This is a genomic window from Geodermatophilus sp. URMC 65, from assembly GCF_053502545.1.
Genome location: NZ_CP199954.1, coordinates 2,587,541 through 2,604,190, shown reverse-complemented (window position 1 = coordinate 2,604,190; position 16,650 = coordinate 2,587,541). Strand labels below are relative to the sequence as shown.

The 16,650-nt window shown below is 76.2% G+C and carries 15 protein-coding genes; 11 read left to right on the top strand and 4 right to left on the bottom strand.

The genetic code is table 11. The features are described from left to right. Positions 1 to 28 precede the first annotated feature (28 nt). Positions 29 to 1,834: a dynamin family protein gene (locus tag ACWIX7_RS12675; protein ID WP_448621889.1), complete on the top strand. Its 1,806-nt coding sequence runs from the start codon at positions 29 to 31 to the stop codon at positions 1,832 to 1,834. Continuing rightward, positions 1,831 to 3,354 (top strand): dynamin family protein, encoded by a 1,524-nt coding sequence (locus ACWIX7_RS12670; RefSeq protein WP_448621888.1) that lies wholly within the window; start codon positions 1,831 to 1,833, stop codon positions 3,352 to 3,354. Before ACWIX7_RS12675 ends, ACWIX7_RS12670 begins: the two co-directional genes overlap by 4 nt. On the opposite strand, the gene ACWIX7_RS12665 is transcribed toward ACWIX7_RS12670, so the two are convergent. Next, on the bottom strand, positions 3,328 to 3,930 hold the full coding sequence (locus ACWIX7_RS12665) for a hypothetical protein (protein WP_448621887.1): 603 nt from the start codon (positions 3,928 to 3,930) through the stop codon (positions 3,328 to 3,330). The two genes, ACWIX7_RS12670 and ACWIX7_RS12665, sit on opposite strands and share 27 nt — an antisense overlap. Positions 3,931 to 4,146: 216 nt before the next feature. Further along, a complete protein-coding gene (locus tag ACWIX7_RS12660) occupies positions 4,147 to 4,923 on the bottom strand; it encodes an enoyl-CoA hydratase-related protein (RefSeq protein ID WP_448621886.1) in 777 nt (258 codons plus the stop codon). 192 nt (positions 4,924 to 5,115) lie between these two features. Here ACWIX7_RS12660 and efeU point away from each other — a divergent pair, with 192 nt between their 5' ends. The 4 genes from efeU to ACWIX7_RS12640 all read left to right on the top strand — a co-directional run bounded on the left by efeU (position 5,116) and on the right by ACWIX7_RS12640 (position 10,336). Continuing rightward, on the top strand, positions 5,116 to 6,030 hold the full coding sequence (gene efeU / locus ACWIX7_RS12655) for an iron uptake transporter permease EfeU (protein ID WP_448621885.1): 915 nt from the start codon (positions 5,116 to 5,118) through the stop codon (positions 6,028 to 6,030). Beyond that, entirely contained in the window at positions 6,017 to 7,165 is a 1,149-nt protein-coding gene (efeO, locus tag ACWIX7_RS12650) for an iron uptake system protein EfeO (RefSeq protein ID WP_448621884.1), read from the top strand. Before efeU ends, efeO begins: the two co-directional genes overlap by 14 nt. An 18-nt stretch (positions 7,166 to 7,183) precedes the next feature. Beyond that, entirely contained in the window at positions 7,184 to 8,479 is a 1,296-nt protein-coding gene (efeB, locus tag ACWIX7_RS12645) for an iron uptake transporter deferrochelatase/peroxidase subunit (RefSeq protein ID WP_448621883.1), read from the top strand. Between the two features lie 243 nt (positions 8,480 to 8,722). Then, on the top strand, positions 8,723 to 10,336 hold the full coding sequence (locus ACWIX7_RS12640) for a protein kinase domain-containing protein (protein ID WP_448621882.1): 1,614 nt from the start codon (positions 8,723 to 8,725) through the stop codon (positions 10,334 to 10,336). A gap of 245 nt (positions 10,337 to 10,581) precedes the next feature. Here the strand turns inward: ACWIX7_RS12640 and ACWIX7_RS12635 are convergent, their stop codons facing one another. Then, the gene (locus ACWIX7_RS12635; RefSeq protein WP_448621881.1) at positions 10,582 to 11,271 is read right to left on the bottom strand and encodes a hypothetical protein; all 690 of its coding nucleotides are present in this window, start codon (positions 11,269 to 11,271) and stop codon (positions 10,582 to 10,584) included. Between the two features lie 121 nt (positions 11,272 to 11,392). Between ACWIX7_RS12635 and ACWIX7_RS12630 the strand changes: the two genes are divergently transcribed. From ACWIX7_RS12630 to ACWIX7_RS12620, 3 genes are read left to right on the top strand one after another with little or no spacing between them, the layout of a single operon-like run. Continuing rightward, complete coding sequence (locus ACWIX7_RS12630) at positions 11,393 to 12,667, top strand: competence/damage-inducible protein A (protein ID WP_448621880.1); 1,275 nt, start codon at positions 11,393 to 11,395, stop codon at positions 12,665 to 12,667. Beyond that, complete coding sequence (locus ACWIX7_RS12625) at positions 12,667 to 13,020, top strand: cupin domain-containing protein (RefSeq protein WP_448621879.1); 354 nt, start codon at positions 12,667 to 12,669, stop codon at positions 13,018 to 13,020. The genes ACWIX7_RS12630 and ACWIX7_RS12625 overlap by 1 nt, the downstream gene beginning before the upstream one ends. Next, the gene (locus tag ACWIX7_RS12620; protein ID WP_448621878.1) at positions 13,017 to 13,412 is read left to right on the top strand and encodes an SRPBCC family protein; all 396 of its coding nucleotides are present in this window, start codon (positions 13,017 to 13,019) and stop codon (positions 13,410 to 13,412) included. Before ACWIX7_RS12625 ends, ACWIX7_RS12620 begins: the two co-directional genes overlap by 4 nt. Before the next feature lie 11 nt (positions 13,413 to 13,423). Here the strand turns inward: ACWIX7_RS12620 and ACWIX7_RS12615 are convergent, their stop codons facing one another. Next, positions 13,424 to 13,861, bottom strand: a complete 438-nt coding sequence (locus ACWIX7_RS12615) for a GNAT family N-acetyltransferase (RefSeq protein WP_448621877.1) — start codon at positions 13,859 to 13,861, stop codon at positions 13,424 to 13,426. Between the two features lie 127 nt (positions 13,862 to 13,988). Here ACWIX7_RS12615 and ACWIX7_RS12610 point away from each other — a divergent pair, with 127 nt between their 5' ends. Further along, entirely contained in the window at positions 13,989 to 15,227 is a 1,239-nt protein-coding gene (locus tag ACWIX7_RS12610) for a DUF222 domain-containing protein (protein WP_448621876.1), read from the top strand. Positions 15,228 to 15,380: 153 nt separating this feature from the next. Continuing rightward, a complete protein-coding gene (locus ACWIX7_RS12605; RefSeq protein WP_448621875.1) occupies positions 15,381 to 16,631 on the top strand; it encodes an MFS transporter in 1,251 nt (416 codons plus the stop codon). Positions 16,632 to 16,650: the final 19 nt, after the last annotated feature.

Genomic DNA, 16,650 nt, shown 5'->3' with positions numbered 1-16,650 from the left:
GGACCGGGGCGTCAGGAGGTGTGTGCCCGTGGGAACGTCAGCGCAGCTGCTCGACCGGGCGGGAGCGCTCGCCGAGGTCTGCGGGCGGCCGGACCTGCAGCGCCGGCTGCTCCAGGCCCGGGCCCGCAGCGCCGACCCGCGGGTGCGCGTCCTCGTCGTCGGCGAGCCCAAGCAGGGCAAGAGCTCGCTGGTCAACGGCCTGGTCGGCGCGCCGGTCTGCCCGGTGGCCGACGACGTGGCGACCGTCGTCCCCACGGTGGTGCGGGCCGGGGAGGCGCCGCGCGCCAGCCTGGTCCTGGCCACGGGGGAGCAGCCGGACGACGACGGGCCGACCGAGCGGGTGCCGGTCCCGGTCGACCAGGTGGCCGCCCGCATCACCGGCGAGGGGACCGACCGGCTCGTGCAGGCCGAGGTGGAGCTGCCGCGCCGGCTGCTCGACGGGCTGGAGCTGGTCGACACCGCCGGGGTGGGTGGCGTGGGCGCGCAGCGGGCGCTGCGCACCGTCGACCTGCTGCCCACCGCGGACGCCGTCCTGGTGGTGTCCGACGCCAGCCAGGAGTTCACCGCCCCGGAGATGGCCTTCCTCGAGCAGGCCGCCGCCCTGTGCCCGACGGTCGTCTGCGTGCTGACCAAGACCGACGCCTGCCCGCACTGGCGGGAGGTGGCCGAGCTCGACCGGGGCCACCTCGCCCGCCGCGGCATCGAGGCGCCGCTGTTCGCCGTCTCCGCTGCCCTCGCCCAGCTGGCGGTGCAGCACCGCGACCGGGAGCTGCACGAGGAGTCCGGGATCGGCGCCCTGGTCACCCACCTGCGCCGCGAGGTCGTCGACCGCGCGGAGGTGCTCACCCGCCGCGCGCTGGTGCACGACCTGCGCGCGGTCACCGAGCACCTCTCCCTGGCGGTGCGCACGGAGCTGGCCGGACTGGAGGACCCGTCCGCGCGCGACGAGCTGGTGCGCGGGCTCGAGCAGGCCCGGGCCGCCGCCGACGATCTGCGCCGCCGCTCGTCCCGCTGGCAGCAGGTGCTCACCGACGGCGTCACCGACCTCGTGGCCGACATCGACTTCGACCTGCGCGACCGCTCCCGGGTGGTGGTCCGCGAGGCCGAGGAGGCGATCGACGCCCAGGACCCCGGCCCGATGTGGCCCGAGCTGTCCGAGTGGCTGGACCGGCGCATCGCCGCCGCGGTCGCCGACAGCTACGTCTGGGCCGAGCAGCGCTCGGAGTGGCTCGCCGAGCGGGTCATCGAGCAGTTCGCCCGGGACGGCGGCGGTGCGGTCCCCGCGCTGACCGTGGGTGCCGCCGGGGACGCGCTGGCCGGCCTGGTGGAGCTGCCGGCGGTCGACGACGGCGCGATGACGCTGCGCGAGCGGACCCTCATCGGGCTGCGCGGCTCCTACACCGGCGTCCTCATGACCGGGCTGGTCACCAGCCTGGCCGGGATGGCGATCATCAACCCGGTCTCGCTGGCCGCGGGCGTCCTGCTCGGGCGCAAGGCCTACCGCGACGACCAGCAGCAGCGCCTGCAGCGGCGCCGGTCGGAGGCCAAGGCCGCGGTCCGGCGGCACCTCGACGAGGTGGTGTTCCAGGTCGCCAAGCACCTCAAGGACCGGCTGCGCACCGTCTCCCGCACCCTGCGCGACCTGATCACCGACACCGCCGAGGAGATGTCCCGGTCGCTGGCCGACGCGGTCGCCGCCGCCCAGCGCGCCACCCGGGAGGCCACCGCCGAGCGCGACGCCCGCATCCGCTCGCTGCGCCAGCGGCGCGACCAGCTCGACCGGCTGGCCGCCGACGTCCGCGCCCTGGACCGGGCCGCGGTGGGGACCCCGTGACGGAGCCGGTGAGGTCCCGCGGGGAGACGGGGAGCGCCGTCCTCGACGACGTCCGCGCGCTGCTCGACGACGCGGTGGCGCACTACGCCGACGTCCCCGCGGCCGCAGCCCGGCTCGAGGCCCAGCGGCGGCGGCTGGACGAGCCGCTGCGCCTGGCCCTGGTCGGCCGGGTGAAGTCGGGCAAGTCGACGCTGCTCAACGCCCTGGTCGGCGCCCGGGTCGCGCCGACCGACGCGGGGGAGTGCACCCGCGTGGTCACCGTCTACCGGCACGGCGCCACCCCGCGCGTCGAGCTGCACGGCACCGACGGCGGACGGTGGACCCTGCCGGTGCGCCGTGCGGACGGCGGGCTGCGGCTGGAGCTCGGCGGCACCCCGCCGGAGGAGGTCGCGCAGCTGGTCGTGGACTGGCCGACCGACGACCTGCTGCGGGCCACCGTCGTCGACACCCCGGGGATCGCGTCGCTGTCCACCGGCACGAGCGCGCGCACCCACGGCTTCCTCGGCGCCGACGACGGCGTGGCCGGCGCCGACGCCGTCGTCTTCCTCACCCGCCAGCCGCAGCCCGAGGACGTCGCCGTCCTGGCCGCCTTCCAGGCCGGCACCGGTGGCGAGGGGGCGCTGACGACGACGATCACCGTCCTCTCCCGCGCCGACGAGGTCGGGGCCGGGCGGCTCGACGCGCTGCACGCCGCCGACGCCATGGCCCGCCGGATGTCGGCCGACCCGCAGGTCGCGGCGGTGAGCTCCGCGGTGGTCCCCGTCGCGGGGCTGCTGGCGCTGGCCGGCCGGACGCTGCGGCACGGCGACTACGTCGCGCTGCGCGCGCTGGCCGACGCCGACCAGGAGCAGGTGTCGCGGATGCTGCTGACCGTCGACCGCTTCACCCGGCCGGAGGCGCCGGTGCCGCTCTCGGCGGAGGTGCGGACCGCGCTGCTGGACCGGCTGGGCCTGTTCGGCATCCGGCTGTCGACCACGCTGGTGCGAGCCGGCGTCCCGGACGCCACCGCGCTGGCCGAGGAGCTGCTGCGGCGCAGCGGGCTGACCGGTCTGCAGCGGCTGCTGCGGGTGCACTTCACCGAGCGCGGCGCGCAGCTGCGGGCCGGGACGGCGCTGCGACTGGTGGAGGAGGTGCTCGCCGAGCACCCCGTCGCGGGGGACGACGAGCTGCGGGCGGAGCTGGAGCGGTTGCGCCTGGCCACCCCGGACCTCGGCGAGCTCGACCTGCTGGCCCGGTCCCGTGCGCCGCACGGCCCGCTGCCGCCCGAGCTGCGGGCCGAGGGGGAGCGGCTGCTCGGCGCCGAGGGCACCGGCCCGGCCGCGCGGCTCGGGCTGCCCGCCGGGACGCCGGACGACGCGCTGCGGCAGGCGGCGCTCGAGGCCCTGGCCCGCTGGCGGACCGCTGCCGACGACCCGCTCGCCGGCCGGGCGACCGCGGACGCCGCGGAGGTCGTCGTCCGGGCCTGCGAGGCGCTGCTCGCCGCGCTGGGGCGCTCAGCGGCGGCCGGCCGCCCGCGCTGACCGGCTGAACAGCGGGACGACGGCGAGCACGCACAGCGCGGCGGCGGCGACCAGCGCCCACCGGTCGAGGTCGGCGCCGCCGGCGACGACCGTCTGGGCCGCGTCGAGGGCCAGCACCGTGGGCACCACGGTGAGCACCAGCACCCACCGCGCCCACCCGCGACCCCGCAGCACCAGCGCCGTCCACACCAGGGAGACGGCGACCAGCGCGCCCACCCCGCCGAGGACCAGCGCGAGGGTGGCCTGCACCCCGTCGGTGACCAGGTCGGCGGGCGCGGCGGGGTCCTCGGCGGTCGCGAGCACGGCGAGCCGGTCGCGGAGCGCGCCGAGGTCCAGCAGCGCCGCCGAGATGCCGGTGACCGCGGCCAGGCAGCCGGCCCACCACAGCGCCACGGCCGCCCGCACGGTCGCGGGCCGGGGCGGCCGGCTGTGGGGGAGCGGCGGGGCGATGTCGCTGGTCACCGCCGGCCGCGCCGGGGGCGGCGGCGCGGCGACGTTGCCGCTGAGCACGACCCGCCGCGGCAGGGGGCGGTGTGCCGTCGTCGGTCCCTGGCCGGACCTGGTGGACCCCGTCACGTGCCGCTCCCCCCGTACACCTGGCCTCCGGACCGTCGCAGCCTGACACCGCGGGGTGCGACCCCACAACCGTCGGGAGCCCGCTCGGCCCCCAGCCCGGTCGGCCCCCGTGCAGCAGAAGGACCTCGCCCCCCTCAGCCCTCGCAAGCTCGGGCCGAGCCTCCGGGCGAGGCCAGCTTGCGAGGCGTGGGGGGAGGGGGGAAGGGTGGTCCTGCCTCAGTGACCGGTGAACCGCGGGGTGCGCTTCTCCAGGAAGGCCTCGACGGCCTCGCGGTGGTCGGCGGTGCGGCCCAGCTCGGTCTGCAGCCGGGCCTCGAGCGCCAGGGTGTCCTCGAGGCGGTCGGTGGCCGCCGTGGCCAGCACGGTCTTGATGGCCCGGTAGGCGGCGGTCGGGCCGGCGGCCAGCCGCGCGGCCAGTGCCTGCGCCTCGGCCAGCACCTGCTCGGCCGGCACGACCCGGTGCACCAGGCCCCACTCGGCGGCGCTCTCGGCGAGGAACGGCTCGGGGAGCAGCAGCAGCTCGGCGGCGCGCGAGCCGCCGACGCAGTGCACCAGGCGGGAGGCCAGGCCCGAGTCGCTGGACAGCCCGATACCGGCGAACGCGGTGGTGAACTTGGCGCCCGCGGCGGCCACCCGCAGGTCCCCGGCGAGCGCGATGCCCAGCCCGGCACCGGCGGCGGCGCCGTTGACCGCCACGACCACCGGCACCCGCAGCGCGGCCAGCGCCAGCACCAGCGGGTTGTACTCGTCCTCGACCACCGACAGCGACGTCGCGGCGTCCCCGCGGAGCGCCTCGACGTGCTGGCCGAGGTCCTGCCCGACGCAGAAGGCCCGGCCGGTGCCGGTGAGCACCACGGCCCGCACCGCCTCGTCGGCCGCGACCCCGCGGACGACGTCGAGCAGCTCGCGCCGCGACTGGTGGGTCAGCCCCGGCCGCAGCATGGTGACGGTGGCGACCCCGCCGGCGTCCTCGCGGGTCACGGTCTCGGGCATCGTCGCCCCTCCTCGTCGTCGGCGGGCCCCGGGAACGGCGGGATCGGCGATCTCGCCCGGCTCCGGGACCGGGAGCGTACGAGATCGGCGATGCCGCCCCGGGTGGGCCGAGGTCCCGTTGCGGCGTGAGTAAGGTGAGGCTGCCCTACGACGCCGTCGCAGGGATCCACCGCGCCCCGGAGGGGTCCTCGCATGGACCAGGCTTTCCTCGCCAGCTACCTGATCGGCCTCCGCGAGGGCCTCGAGGCGACCCTGGTGGTCAGCATCCTCATGGCCTACCTGGTCAAGGCCGGGCGCCGCCGCCAGCTGGTCCCGCTGTGGGCCGGCGTGCTGGCCGCCGTCGCGCTGTCGGTGCTGTTCGGGGCGCTGCTGACCCACACCGAGACCTCGCTGCTGGCCGACTACCGCTCCCGCGAGCTGTTCGAGGCCGTCACCTCGGTGCTGGCCGTCGGCCTGGTCACCTGGATGGTCTTCTGGATGCGGCGCACCGCGCGCCGGCTGAAGGGCGAGCTGACCGGCCGGCTGGAGAACGCCCTGGCGGTGGGCGGGCTCGCCGTCGCCGGGGTCGCCTTCCTCTCCGTGGTCCGCGAGGGCCTGGAGACGACGCTGCTCTTCTACGCCGCCGCGCAGGGCGCCACGACGACCGCGGCGCCGCTGGTCGCCATCACCGCCGGCGTGCTCACCGCCGTGGTCATCGGCGCGGGCCTCTACGCCGGGGCCATCCGGATCGACCTGTCGCGGTTCTTCACCGTCAGCGGCGTGCTCCTGGTGTTCGTGGCCGCCGGGATCCTCAAGTACGGCGTCCACGACTTCCAGGAGGCCGGCGTCCTGCCGGGCCTCGACGTGCTGGCCTTCGACGTCTCGGGCGTCCTGGACCCGAACAGCTGGTACGGCGCGGCGATCGCCGGGATGTTCAACATCACCGCGGCGCCCACGGTGCTCGAGACGGTCGCCTACGTCGCCTACCTGGTCCCGGTGCTCACCGCCTTCCTCTGGCCGGTCCGCCGGTCCACCCCCACCGCGGCCGACCGCGCCGAGTCCTCCCCGCCCGGCCCGACCACCACGTCCACCCCGTCCCCGGAGGCTCCCGAGCATGTCCGTGCGTGACCGCCGCCTGCCCCTCCTCACCGCCGGCCTGCTCGCCGCGCTGACCACCGCCGCCTGCGGCGGCGGCACCGGCGCCGACACCGGCGCCGGCGAGGGGGCCACCGACACGATCACGGTCGCGGCCACCGACGACGCCTGCGACGTCGCCACCGGCGAGCTCGCCGCGGGCACGCACCAGTTCCAGGTGACCAACAGCGGCGACCAGGTCACCGAGTTCTACGTCTACGCCGAGGGCGACCGGGTGATGGGCGAGGTGGAGAACATCGCCCCCGGGCTGACCCGCGAGCTGCTCGTCGAGCTGCCGGCCGGCGACTACGAGACCGCCTGCAAGCCGGGCATGGTCGGCGACGGCATCCGCAGCGCCCTCACCGTCACCGGCGAGGCCGCGCAGCTGTCGGAGGACGAGACCCTCGCCCAGGCCGGCGCCGACTACCAGCGGTACGTGCGCAGCCAGACCGGCGCGCTCGTCGAGCAGACGACGGCCTTCGCCGACGCCGTCCGGGCCGGGGACGTCGAGGGCGCCAAGGCGCTGTTCCCCGTCGCCCGCACCTACTGGGAGCGCATCGAGCCGGTCGCGGAGGTCTTCGGCGACCTCGACCCGCGGATCGACGGCCGCGAGGGCGACCAGGCGGAGGGCGAGGACTTCACCGGCTACCACCGCATCGAGCAGGCGCTGTGGGTCGACGGCAGCACCGAGGGCATGGCCCCGTACGCCGACCAGCTGCAGGCCGACGTCCAGGAGGTCGCCGGCCTGGCCGACGACACCACGCTGGACCCGCTGCAGCTGGCCAACGGCGCCAAGGCGCTGCTCGACGAGATCGCCACCGGCAAGATCACCGGCGAGGAGGACCGCTACTCGCACACCGACCTGTGGGACTTCGCCGCCAACCTCGAGGGCTCGGAGGCCGCCGTCCAGGCGCTGCGCCCCTACCTCGAGGAGGCCGACCCCGACCTGGTCGCCGAGATCGACGAGCGGTTCGCCGCCGCCGAGGGCGAGCTGGAGCAGTACCGCACCGGCGACGGCTGGGTGCTCTACGACCAGCTCACCCAGGAGCAGCTGCGCGGCCTGAGCGACAGCATCACCGCGCTGACCGAGTCGGTCAGCCGGGTCGCGGCCGTCGTCGCCGACCGGTGAGCCGGAGGTGAGCCCACGATGAGCGAACCGACGACCCCCGGCCGGGGGCTGACCCGGCGCCGGCTGTTCGGCCTGCTCGGCGCCGGGACGGCGGGCGTGGTGGCCGGCGGCGCGGCCGGCGGTGCGATCGGCCGCGCCACGGTCGACGACGTCGCGGCGGCCGCCGGGCCGCGCCCCACCGACGCGGTGCAGTTCACCGGCGCGCACCAGGCCGGCATCGTCACCCCGGCGCAGGACCGGCTGCACTTCGTCGCCTTCGACGTCACCACCGACCGGCGCGAGGACCTGGTGGAGGTGCTGCAGGCCTGGACGGCGGCCGCGCGCCGGATGACCGCCGGGCAGGACGCCGGCCCGGTCGGTGCCGTGGCCGGCTCTCCGTACGCGCCCCCGGACGACACCGGTGAGGCGCTCGGCCTGCCGCCGTCCGGGCTGACGCTGACCGTCGGCTTCGGCCCCACGCTGTTCACCACCGCCGACGGCACCGACCGCTTCGGCCTGGCCGCCCGCCGCCCGGCGCCGCTGGCCGAGCTCCCCGCCTTCGCCGGCGACCAGCTCGACCCGGCGATCAGCGGCGGTGACCTGTGCGTCCAGGCCTGCGCCAACGACCCGCAGGTCGCCGTCCACGCGGTCCGGAACCTGGTGCGGCTCGGCGCCGGGGTGGTCAGCGTCCGCTGGTCGCAGCTGGGCTTCGGCCGGACGTCGTCGACCAGCACCGGCCAGACCACCCCGCGCAACCTGTTCGGGTTCAAGGACGGCACCGACAACCTGAAGGCCGAGAACACCGCGGCGCTGGACCGGTTCGTGTGGGTCGGTGACGGCGACCCGGGGGCGGACTGGCTGGCCGGCGGCACCTACCTGGTCACCCGGCGGATCCGGATGCTCGTCGAGCCCTGGGACACCTCCTCGCTGGTCGAGCAGGAGCAGACGATCGGCCGCGCCAAGGGCTCCGGTGCCCCGCTGGGCCAGCGCGCGGAGTTCGACCCGGTGGACTTCACCAAGCAGGTCGACGGCGAGTTCGCCGTCCCGGAGCGCAGCCACGTCTTCCTCGCCCACCCGACCAACTCGGGGACGGCGATCCTGCGGCGCGGGTACAGCTTCGTCGACGGCTCCGACGGGCTCGGCCGCCTGGACGCCGGGCTGTTCTTCATCGCCTTCCAGCGCGACCCCGCGACGGGGTTCGTGCAGGTCCAGCGCAACCTGCGCACGGACGCGATGAACGAGTACGTCCGGCACACCTCCTCGGCGGTGTTCGCCTGCCCGCCCGGCGTCCGGGGCGACGACGACTGGTGGGGCCGGGCGCTGTTCACCGGCTGACCCCCGGATCGTGGCCGGAACGTGACGGGACGGTCCCCTCGCAGAGCCCGGTCGGCTGGGACGATGGACGGTGGACGGATGCGGCGCGGGCCGGAGCGCGCGGCGCCGTCCCCCCAGGTGGCGACACGCCCGGCATCCTGCGCGGATGTGTAGCCACGAGGGGTGCGGGACATCCAGACCCAGGGGCGCCGGCGCCCTCGGGCCGTGGTCGACGGCCGGGTCACGGGCGAGGAGTGAGCCACGGTGGTGGAGCCGGGTCGGCGCAACCTGGGTGAGCGGTACGAGCTCGCCGAGTTGATCGCCGCCGGCGGCATGGGGCAGGTCTGGCGCGGCACCGACGTCCTCCTCGGTCGTCCGGTCGCGGTGAAGGTCCTGCGCAGCGAGTACACCGGCGACCCCACGTTCCGCGCCCGCTTCCGCGCCGAGGCCCAGCACGCCGCCGGGCTCTCCCACCCGAACATCGCCGCCGTCTTCGACTACGGCGAGACCGAGGCCACCGACGGCAGCGGCGAGACGCTGGCCTTCCTGGTGATGGAGCTGGTCGAGGGCGAGCCGCTGTCGGCGGTGCTGCAGCGCGAGGGCCGGCTGTCGGCCGCCGTCACGCTGTCGCTGCTCGAGCAGACCGCCTCCGCGCTGGCCGAGGCCCACCGGGTCGGGCTGGTGCACCGCGACGTCAAGCCCGGCAACATCCTGGTCCGCGACGACGGCAGCGTGAAGATCACCGACTTCGGCATCGCGTGGTCGGCGGGCAGCGTGCCGCTCACCCGCACCGGCCAGGTGATCGGCACCCCCCAGTACCTCGCGCCGGAGGTCGCCGAAGGGCGCCACGCCACGCCCGCCAGCGACGTCTACGCCCTCGGCCTGGTCGGCTACGAGTGCCTGACCGGTCACCCCGCCTTCGACGGGGACAACGCCGTGACGATCGCGCTCAAGCAGGTGCGCGAGGACCCCGAGCCGCTGCCCGACGACCTGCCCCGCGACGTGCGGAGGCTGATCCGCCGCGCGCTGGCCAAGACCCCGGCCGACCGCATGCCGGACGGCGCGGCGTTCGTCGCCGCGGTCGAGGACGTCCGCGCCGGCCGCCCCGTGCCCGAGCCTGCCACCCGCAGCCTCGCCGTCCCGCCCGCGGCGGCCCCCGTCCAGGCCGGGTCCGGCGCTCGGACCGTCGGACCGCCGGCGCGGCGCCGCCGCTGGCCGGCCGCCGTCCTGGTGCCGGTGGTGACGCTGCTGCTCGGTGCCGGCGCGGCCGCCGGGGTCTTCGTCGCCGTCTCCAGCGACGAGGACGCCGGGCCGACCGTGGTCGCCGCGCAGACCGAGGACGCCCGGATCATGCTGGCCGCCGAGGACTACGTGGGGCGGCAGGCCGACGAGGCGGCGCTCGCGCTGTCCGCGCTGGGCCTGCTGGTGCAGCGCGAGGAACAGGTCACCGCGGACGCCGCGCCCGGCACCGTGACCGCCGTCGACCCGGCCGGCACCGAGCTGCGGCCCGGCGACACGGTGCGGGTCTCCGTCGCCGTGGCGCCGGCGCCCGCTCCACGGCAGCGCACCTCCTCACCGGCGACCCGCGTCTCCGAGGACACCGAGGCGCAGCGGCCGCGGCGGACGGCCGAGCCCGCGCCCGAGTCGACCGAGGCGGCGCCCACGCCGACCGCCACCCCGGAGGAGGAGCTGCCGGCCAGCACGCCGCCCACCTCGACGTCGAGCTCGTCGGCCAGTGCCACCGCGACCGAGTCGGCGGAGACCACCGCCCCGTCGGGCACGGCCGGGCCGTCGACGTCGTCGGACGACGAGACGTGGTCCGGGGACGGCGAGGGCGACGGCGACTGGGACGGCGACCGGGACCGCGACGAGAGCTGACCGTCCCCGGACGGGTGGACGTCCCGGTCCGGCCTGTCGGCGCGGGCTCTGGCTGGCACGCTGTGAGCGACCCGGCCCCGGTTCCCGCACCGGTCCCGGCCCCCGTCCCGGCTCCGGTGGGCGTCTACGACGCGCACGACAGCTCGGGCCCCGGCCGGAGCGAGGACAGGGGGAGGGGTAGGGGCGAGAAGCCCGACGACCCGGGCCGGGGGAACGGCCGGGGCTGGTCCCGCCGCTGGTCCCGGTCAGCCGCGACTGCGGCCGGGGGCGATCCAGAGCGCGGCGCCGAAGGCGGCCATCGCGGCGGTGAGGACGAGGCCGCGGTCGCTGTCGACGCGCGGCAGCACGACCAGCACCCAGAACACGGCCACGCCGGTCAGCCCGCCGGCCGCGGCCTTCCACACCGCGTCGGGGTGCTGCCGGGCCGCCGGGACGACGCGGCCGGCGAACGGCAGCGCCCCGACGAGGGTGGCGAGGGTCGCGAAGACCGACCACAGCGTCACGGCCGACCACAGCGGCGCCTCGCCGAAGCCCAGGCCGAGACCCAGCTGGAGCAGCAGCAGGGAGAGCGCGATGAGGCCGGTGCCGATGCGGGCGGCGCGCTCCCGCGGCGAGCGCGCGGTGCGAGGGGACGGGGCAGGCCGCGGGGTGCGGGGCGCGCGCGACGTCCGGGCCCGCCGGATGCCCTCCCCGGCGGTGAGCGGCAGGTCGAAGGTCGGGTCGGCAGCCCCGGTGCCGGCACCGGGTGGCTCGGGCAGCGTGGTGACCGGGCCGGTGGGCCGGACGCCGCCGGGCACCGGGTCGGCGTCCACCCGCGGCGTCTGGTGCCTGCCGGCGGCGGTCGCGCCGGCGGAGGGGAACGCGATGTCCTGCGGGCCCCACTCGGCCGGATCGCGCGGTGCCGGCGGCTCGGGGGTGGGACTCGAGTGCGTCACGGTTCCTCCTCGCTCGAGCGCGGCATGCGCCGGACCGGTTCGTCTCCGCACGCTAGCGGCGGGCCGGCCGGTGGCCCGGCAGGAAACGCGGGCGCGCCGCAGTCTCACTAGGGTCGGCCGGGTGGCCGTGCGCGCAGGGATCGTCGTCACCGGTACCGAGGTGCTCACCGGCCGTGTGAGCGACCGCAACGGCCCGTGGTTGGCCGAGGAGCTGCGCCGGCTCGGGGTGGACGTCGGCACGCTGCTGGTCGTCGGCGACCGGCCCGAGGACCTGCGCAACGCGCTGCGCTTCCTCGCCGACGAGGACGTCGTCCTCACCACCGGCGGGCTCGGCCCGACCGCCGACGACCTGACCGCGCAGGTCGTCGGCGAGGTGCAGGGTCGGCCGTCGTCGGTCGACCCGGGGCTGGAGCGGCAGATCGCCGGGATCGTCGAGGGCCTCATGGACGGCCGCGGGTGGCGCGCCGACCCCGAGGCCACGGCGGCCGGCGTCCGCAAGCAGGCGCTCGTGCCCGAGGGGGCGACCGTGCTGCCGCCGGTCGGGACGGCGCCGGGTCTCGTCGTCCCCCCGGCGGAGGGACGGGACGGACCGGTGGTCGTCGTCCTCCCCGGGCCGCCGTCGGAGCTGCAGGGGATGTGGCCGGCAGCGCTGTCCGCCGAGCCGGTGCAGCGGGCGCTGGCCGGCCGCAGCGAGCTGCGGCAGGAGACGCTGCGGTTGTGGGGGACGCTCGAGTCGCAGCTGGCGGCGACGCTGCGGCAGCAGGAGTTCCCCGGCCTGGAGGTCACCACCTGCCTGCGGGACGGCGAGCTGGAGATCGTCACCCGCTACGGCCCGGAGGCGCAGCCGGAGTACGACCGGCTGGTCGCGGCGGTGCACGAGGCGCACGGGCCGCAGCTGTTCTCGACCGGCCCCACGGTCGACGACCTGGTGGCGTCGGCGTTCACCGACCGCGGGCTGACCGTCGCGACGGCGGAGTCCTGCACCAGCGGGCTGCTGGTGGCGCGGCTGACCGAGCGGGCCGGGTCCTCGGCGTGGGTGCTCGGCGGGGTGGCGTCGTACGCGAACTCCGCGAAGGAGGCGCTGGTCGGCGTCCCGTCGGAGACGCTGGAGTCCTACGGCGCGGTCAGCACGCAGGTCGCGGCGGCGCTGGCGGAGGGGGCGCGGTCCCGCTTCGGCGCAGACGTGGGGGTCGGCATCACCGGGATCGCCGGACCGGGCGGGGGCTCCCCGGAGAAGCCGGTCGGCACCGTGCACCTGTGTGCCGTGGGGCCCTCCTCCGAGGGGCTGCCACGCTCGGTCGTGCTGCCCGGCTCCCGGTCGGCAGTGCGGCACCGGTCGGTGGCCCTGGCGATGCACATGCTGCGCCAGCTCCTGCTCGGCGGGCCGCCCGCCTGATGGAGCTGCTGACGCCGACCGCCCGGCAGGTCTCGTCGTACGGCAGCTCCGGTGTGCAACTGCTCCGCGCGGCGCTCGTGCGGGAGCCGCAGGACGGGTTCGCGGTGGACGTCGTCCGGCTGGCGCCGGGCGGGTCGATCGGACGGCACCCGACCCGGCTGTGGCTGATGTTCCTCGTCGTCTCGGGCCGCGGCTGGGTGTCCGGGGCGTCGGGCGACCGCCGGCCGCTGCAGGCCGGTGACGCGGCGCTGTGGTCGCCGGGTGAGGACCACGCGTCGGGGTCCGACGAGGGGCTGACCGCCATCGTGGTGCAGTGCCATGTCCGTCCGCTGGCCGGCGAGGAGGTCTCGTGACCGAGCTGACCCTGCACGCGACCGGGCCCATCGGGCCGGACGAGGTCTGGGAGCGCTACGCCGTCCCCGCGCGCTGGTCGGAGTGGGCTCCGCAGATCACCGGCGTCGAGGTGCCGGTGTCGCGGTTGGTGGCAGGCGTGCGAGGGCGGGTGCGGGCGCCGCTGGGGGTGACGCTGCCGTTCGTCGTCGACACGGTGGACGAGGCGGCCCGGCGCTGGTCGTGGACGGTGTCGCTCGGCCCCGTGCGACTGCACCTGCTGCACTGGGTCACCGAGGGCCCGGACGGCGGCAGCACGACGGGGCTGCGGGTCTCCGGGCCGGCGCCGCTGGTGGTCGGCTACGCGCCGCTGGCCCACCTGGCGATCGGCCGGCTGGTCCGTCCGCTGCGCTGACGGGCAGCTCCTCACAGGGATGGGGCGCGGGTGACCAGCGCCCGGCTCGGTGCGTTGTCAGGGTGGACGACCGCGGTGAGGCGGCGGAGGCCGAGCTCGCCGGACGCGACGTCCAGCCACGCTCGCGCGGCCTCCGTGGCGAGGCCCCGGCCATGCGCGTGCCCGGCGAGGACGAAGCCCAGCTCGACCTCGTCCCACTGCAGCCAGGGGTGCAGCCCGGCCCGGCCGAGGAACCCGCCGGTCGCCCGGTCGAGGAGGGCGCTCTGGCCGAAGCCGTGTTCGCGCCAGACCGCCTCGAAGCGGACGACCTGGGTTGCCGTGCCGTCGGCGTCGAGGGTCGCTCCGCCGATGTGGCGGGCCACGTCCGGGTCGGCGTACACCTCGGTCAGCGCCCCGGTGTGCCGGCCGGAGAGCGGCGGCATGAGCAGCCGCTCGGTCTCGAGGTGCACGGGCGCACGGTAGTCGGGGGGCGGACGTCGGCGACTCGCGTCAAGACCACGAGCACATCCGGTGATAAGTCGCTGACCTGCGGATTCATGAGGCTCGCTCCTCCCCGATCGGCTAGGCTTCGAACAGGTGATCGGTCCGGTGGGGGGTGTCGTGGCCAGGTTGGCGGTGCTGGCGGACGACGACCTGCACGCTCTGGACGACGGCGCCCTGCTCGACCGCACCGCTGCATTGATTCGCGAGCGGAACCGGATCGACGCCGAGTTGGTCCGCACGATCCGCGTCGCGGATGCGCGGCAGGCGTGCGAGCACGACGGGCTGAAGACGATGCCAGCGTGGCTGCGGAACCACACCCGACTCTCGGCTGCGGTGGCCGCTGAGCTGGTCCGGTCCGGGCGTGCACTGGAGCACCTGCCGGCGCTGGGGGCCGCGTTCGCGGCCGGGGGCGTGACCGCCGACCAGGTCGCCGCAGTGGCCCCCATCGCGCGTGACGAGCACCGGGTCGCCGCCGCGGAACAGGATGTGGACCTGGCCGAGATCGACGCCGCGCTGACGGCGATCGCCACCTCGCAGCCGCACCAGGTGCTCGGGCAGGCGGTGAATCGCTGTCTGGCGATGCTCGATCAGGACGGCCTGGAGCCCGATCCCACCGAAGGGCGGCGGCTGGCCATCACCAAGCACGCCGACGGCAGCATCACCGGCCGGTTCGACCTGGACGCCGTCGGCGGGGAGAGGCTGCAGACCGCGCTGGAGTCGGTGGTGCAGGCAGGCCGGTGCGCCGGGGACGAGCGCACCCGTCACCAGCAGCAGGCCGACGCTCTGGTGCAGCTGTGCGACAACCAGCTGGCCGCCGGCACCCTGCCGACCTTGCGCGGCCACAAGCCGCAGGTCATCGTCAAGATCGGCGTCGAGGACCTGGCCGGCCCGGCCACCGGGCCGGGTGCGGCCGAGACCGGGTCCGGCGTCACCATCTCCGCAGCCCGCGCCCGCTGGCTGGCCTGCGACGGGCAGGTCACCCGGATCGTGATGGGTCCGGACGGGATGCCGCTGGACTACGGGCGCAGCCTCCGCTTGGTGCCACCCCACGTCCGCCGCGCCGCCGAGGTCCGCGACGGAGGGTGCGTGTTCGCCGGCTGCGGGGCCCCGACGTTCTGGTGCGACGTCCATCACCTGCTTGCCTGGATCGACGGCGGCGAGACCAACTTGGAGAACTCCGCGCTGTTGTGCGAGCGGCACCACACGAAGGTCCACCACGGCTTCCGGGTCGAACGACAACCCGACGGGCGATGGCGCACCTGGCGACCCGACGGCACCGAGATCCTCATCGGCCCCGGACGCACCGGACCGCCCCTGACCACAGCCGCCTGAACCGACCGACGACGCACGTCCGCCGCGCGTTCCACGTGGAACGCGCGGTTGCTGTGCCTGCGTGACCGCGGGCCCGCGTCGAGCGATGCGGCGCCCGGGGAGCCGGAAAATGCGACGGACAGGCGTCGGGGGCGGTGCCTACAGTCCGTACCCGTGCGGGGGCTGGTGGAGATTGCGCTGCCCGCCCGGATGGGGACGCCGTTCCGCTGGCTGGTCGGGTCGTCCTGGGTGGGCAACCTCGGCGACGGCATCGCGCTCGCCGCCGGACCGCTGCTGGTCGCCGGCCAGACCCAGGACCCGTTCCTCGTCGCCCTGGGCGTCCTGTTGCAACGGCTGCCGTGGCTGCTCCTCGGCCTGCAGGCGGGTGTCCTCGCCGATCGCGTCGACCGCCGGCGGTTGGTCATCGGCGTGGACCTGGCCCGCGGCGGCGTCCTCGTCGTCCTCGCGACCGCCCTGCTCGCCGGGGACGTCGGCGTCGTCGCGGTCCTGGTCGCGCTCTTCGTCCTCGGTGTCGCCGAGGTCTTCGCCGACACCACCCGCGGCACGCTGCTGCCGATGGTCGTCGGACGCGCCGACCTCGGCGTCGGCAACGCCCGGCTCATGACCGGCACGCTCGTCATGAACGAGATGGTCGGTCCCGCCGCGGGTGCCGCCCTCTTCGTCGCCGGGACGGCCTGGCCGTTCGTCACCGAGGCCGTCCTCCTGGCCCTGAGCGCGCTGCTGGTCTCGCGCATGCGGCTGCCGGTGCGCGAACGGCCGGCCGAGCGCTCGCACGTCCGGCAGGACGTCGTCGAGGGCCTGCGCTGGACCTGGGGCAACGCCGCCGTCCGCACGCTGACCCTGACCATCGTCAGCTTCAACGTCACCTACGGCGCGGCCTGGTCGGTGCTGGTGCTCTACGCCGACCAGCGCCTCGGTCTCGGCCCGGTCGGCTTCGGGCTGCTCAGCACAGCCACCGCCGTCGGCGGCTTCGTCGGGACGGCGTCCTACGACTGGCTCGAGCGGCACGCCGGCCTCGCCACCCTCATGCGCGTCGGCCTCGTCCTCGAGACCCTCACCCACCTGGCCCTGGCGCTCACCACCACCGCCTGGGTGGGCATGGCCGTCATGGTGGTCTTCGGCGCGCACGCCTTCGTGTGGGGCACGACGTCCCGCACGGTGCGGATGCGCGCCGCCCCACTCGGCCTGCAGGGCCGCGTCGGCAGCGTCTACTCCATGGGTCTCTTCGGCGGCATCCTGCTCGGCCAGCTGGTCGGCGGCCTGCTCGCCCGGGCCTGGGGCGTCACCGGGCCGTTCTGGTTCGGCTTCGCCGGCTCGGCGGTCATCCTCGCCCTCATCTGGCGGCAGCTCGCCCACATCACCCACGTCGGGGACGAGGCGGAGGAGCTCGCCGAGCGGGTGTGATCCTGGTCGTACCGTTCGG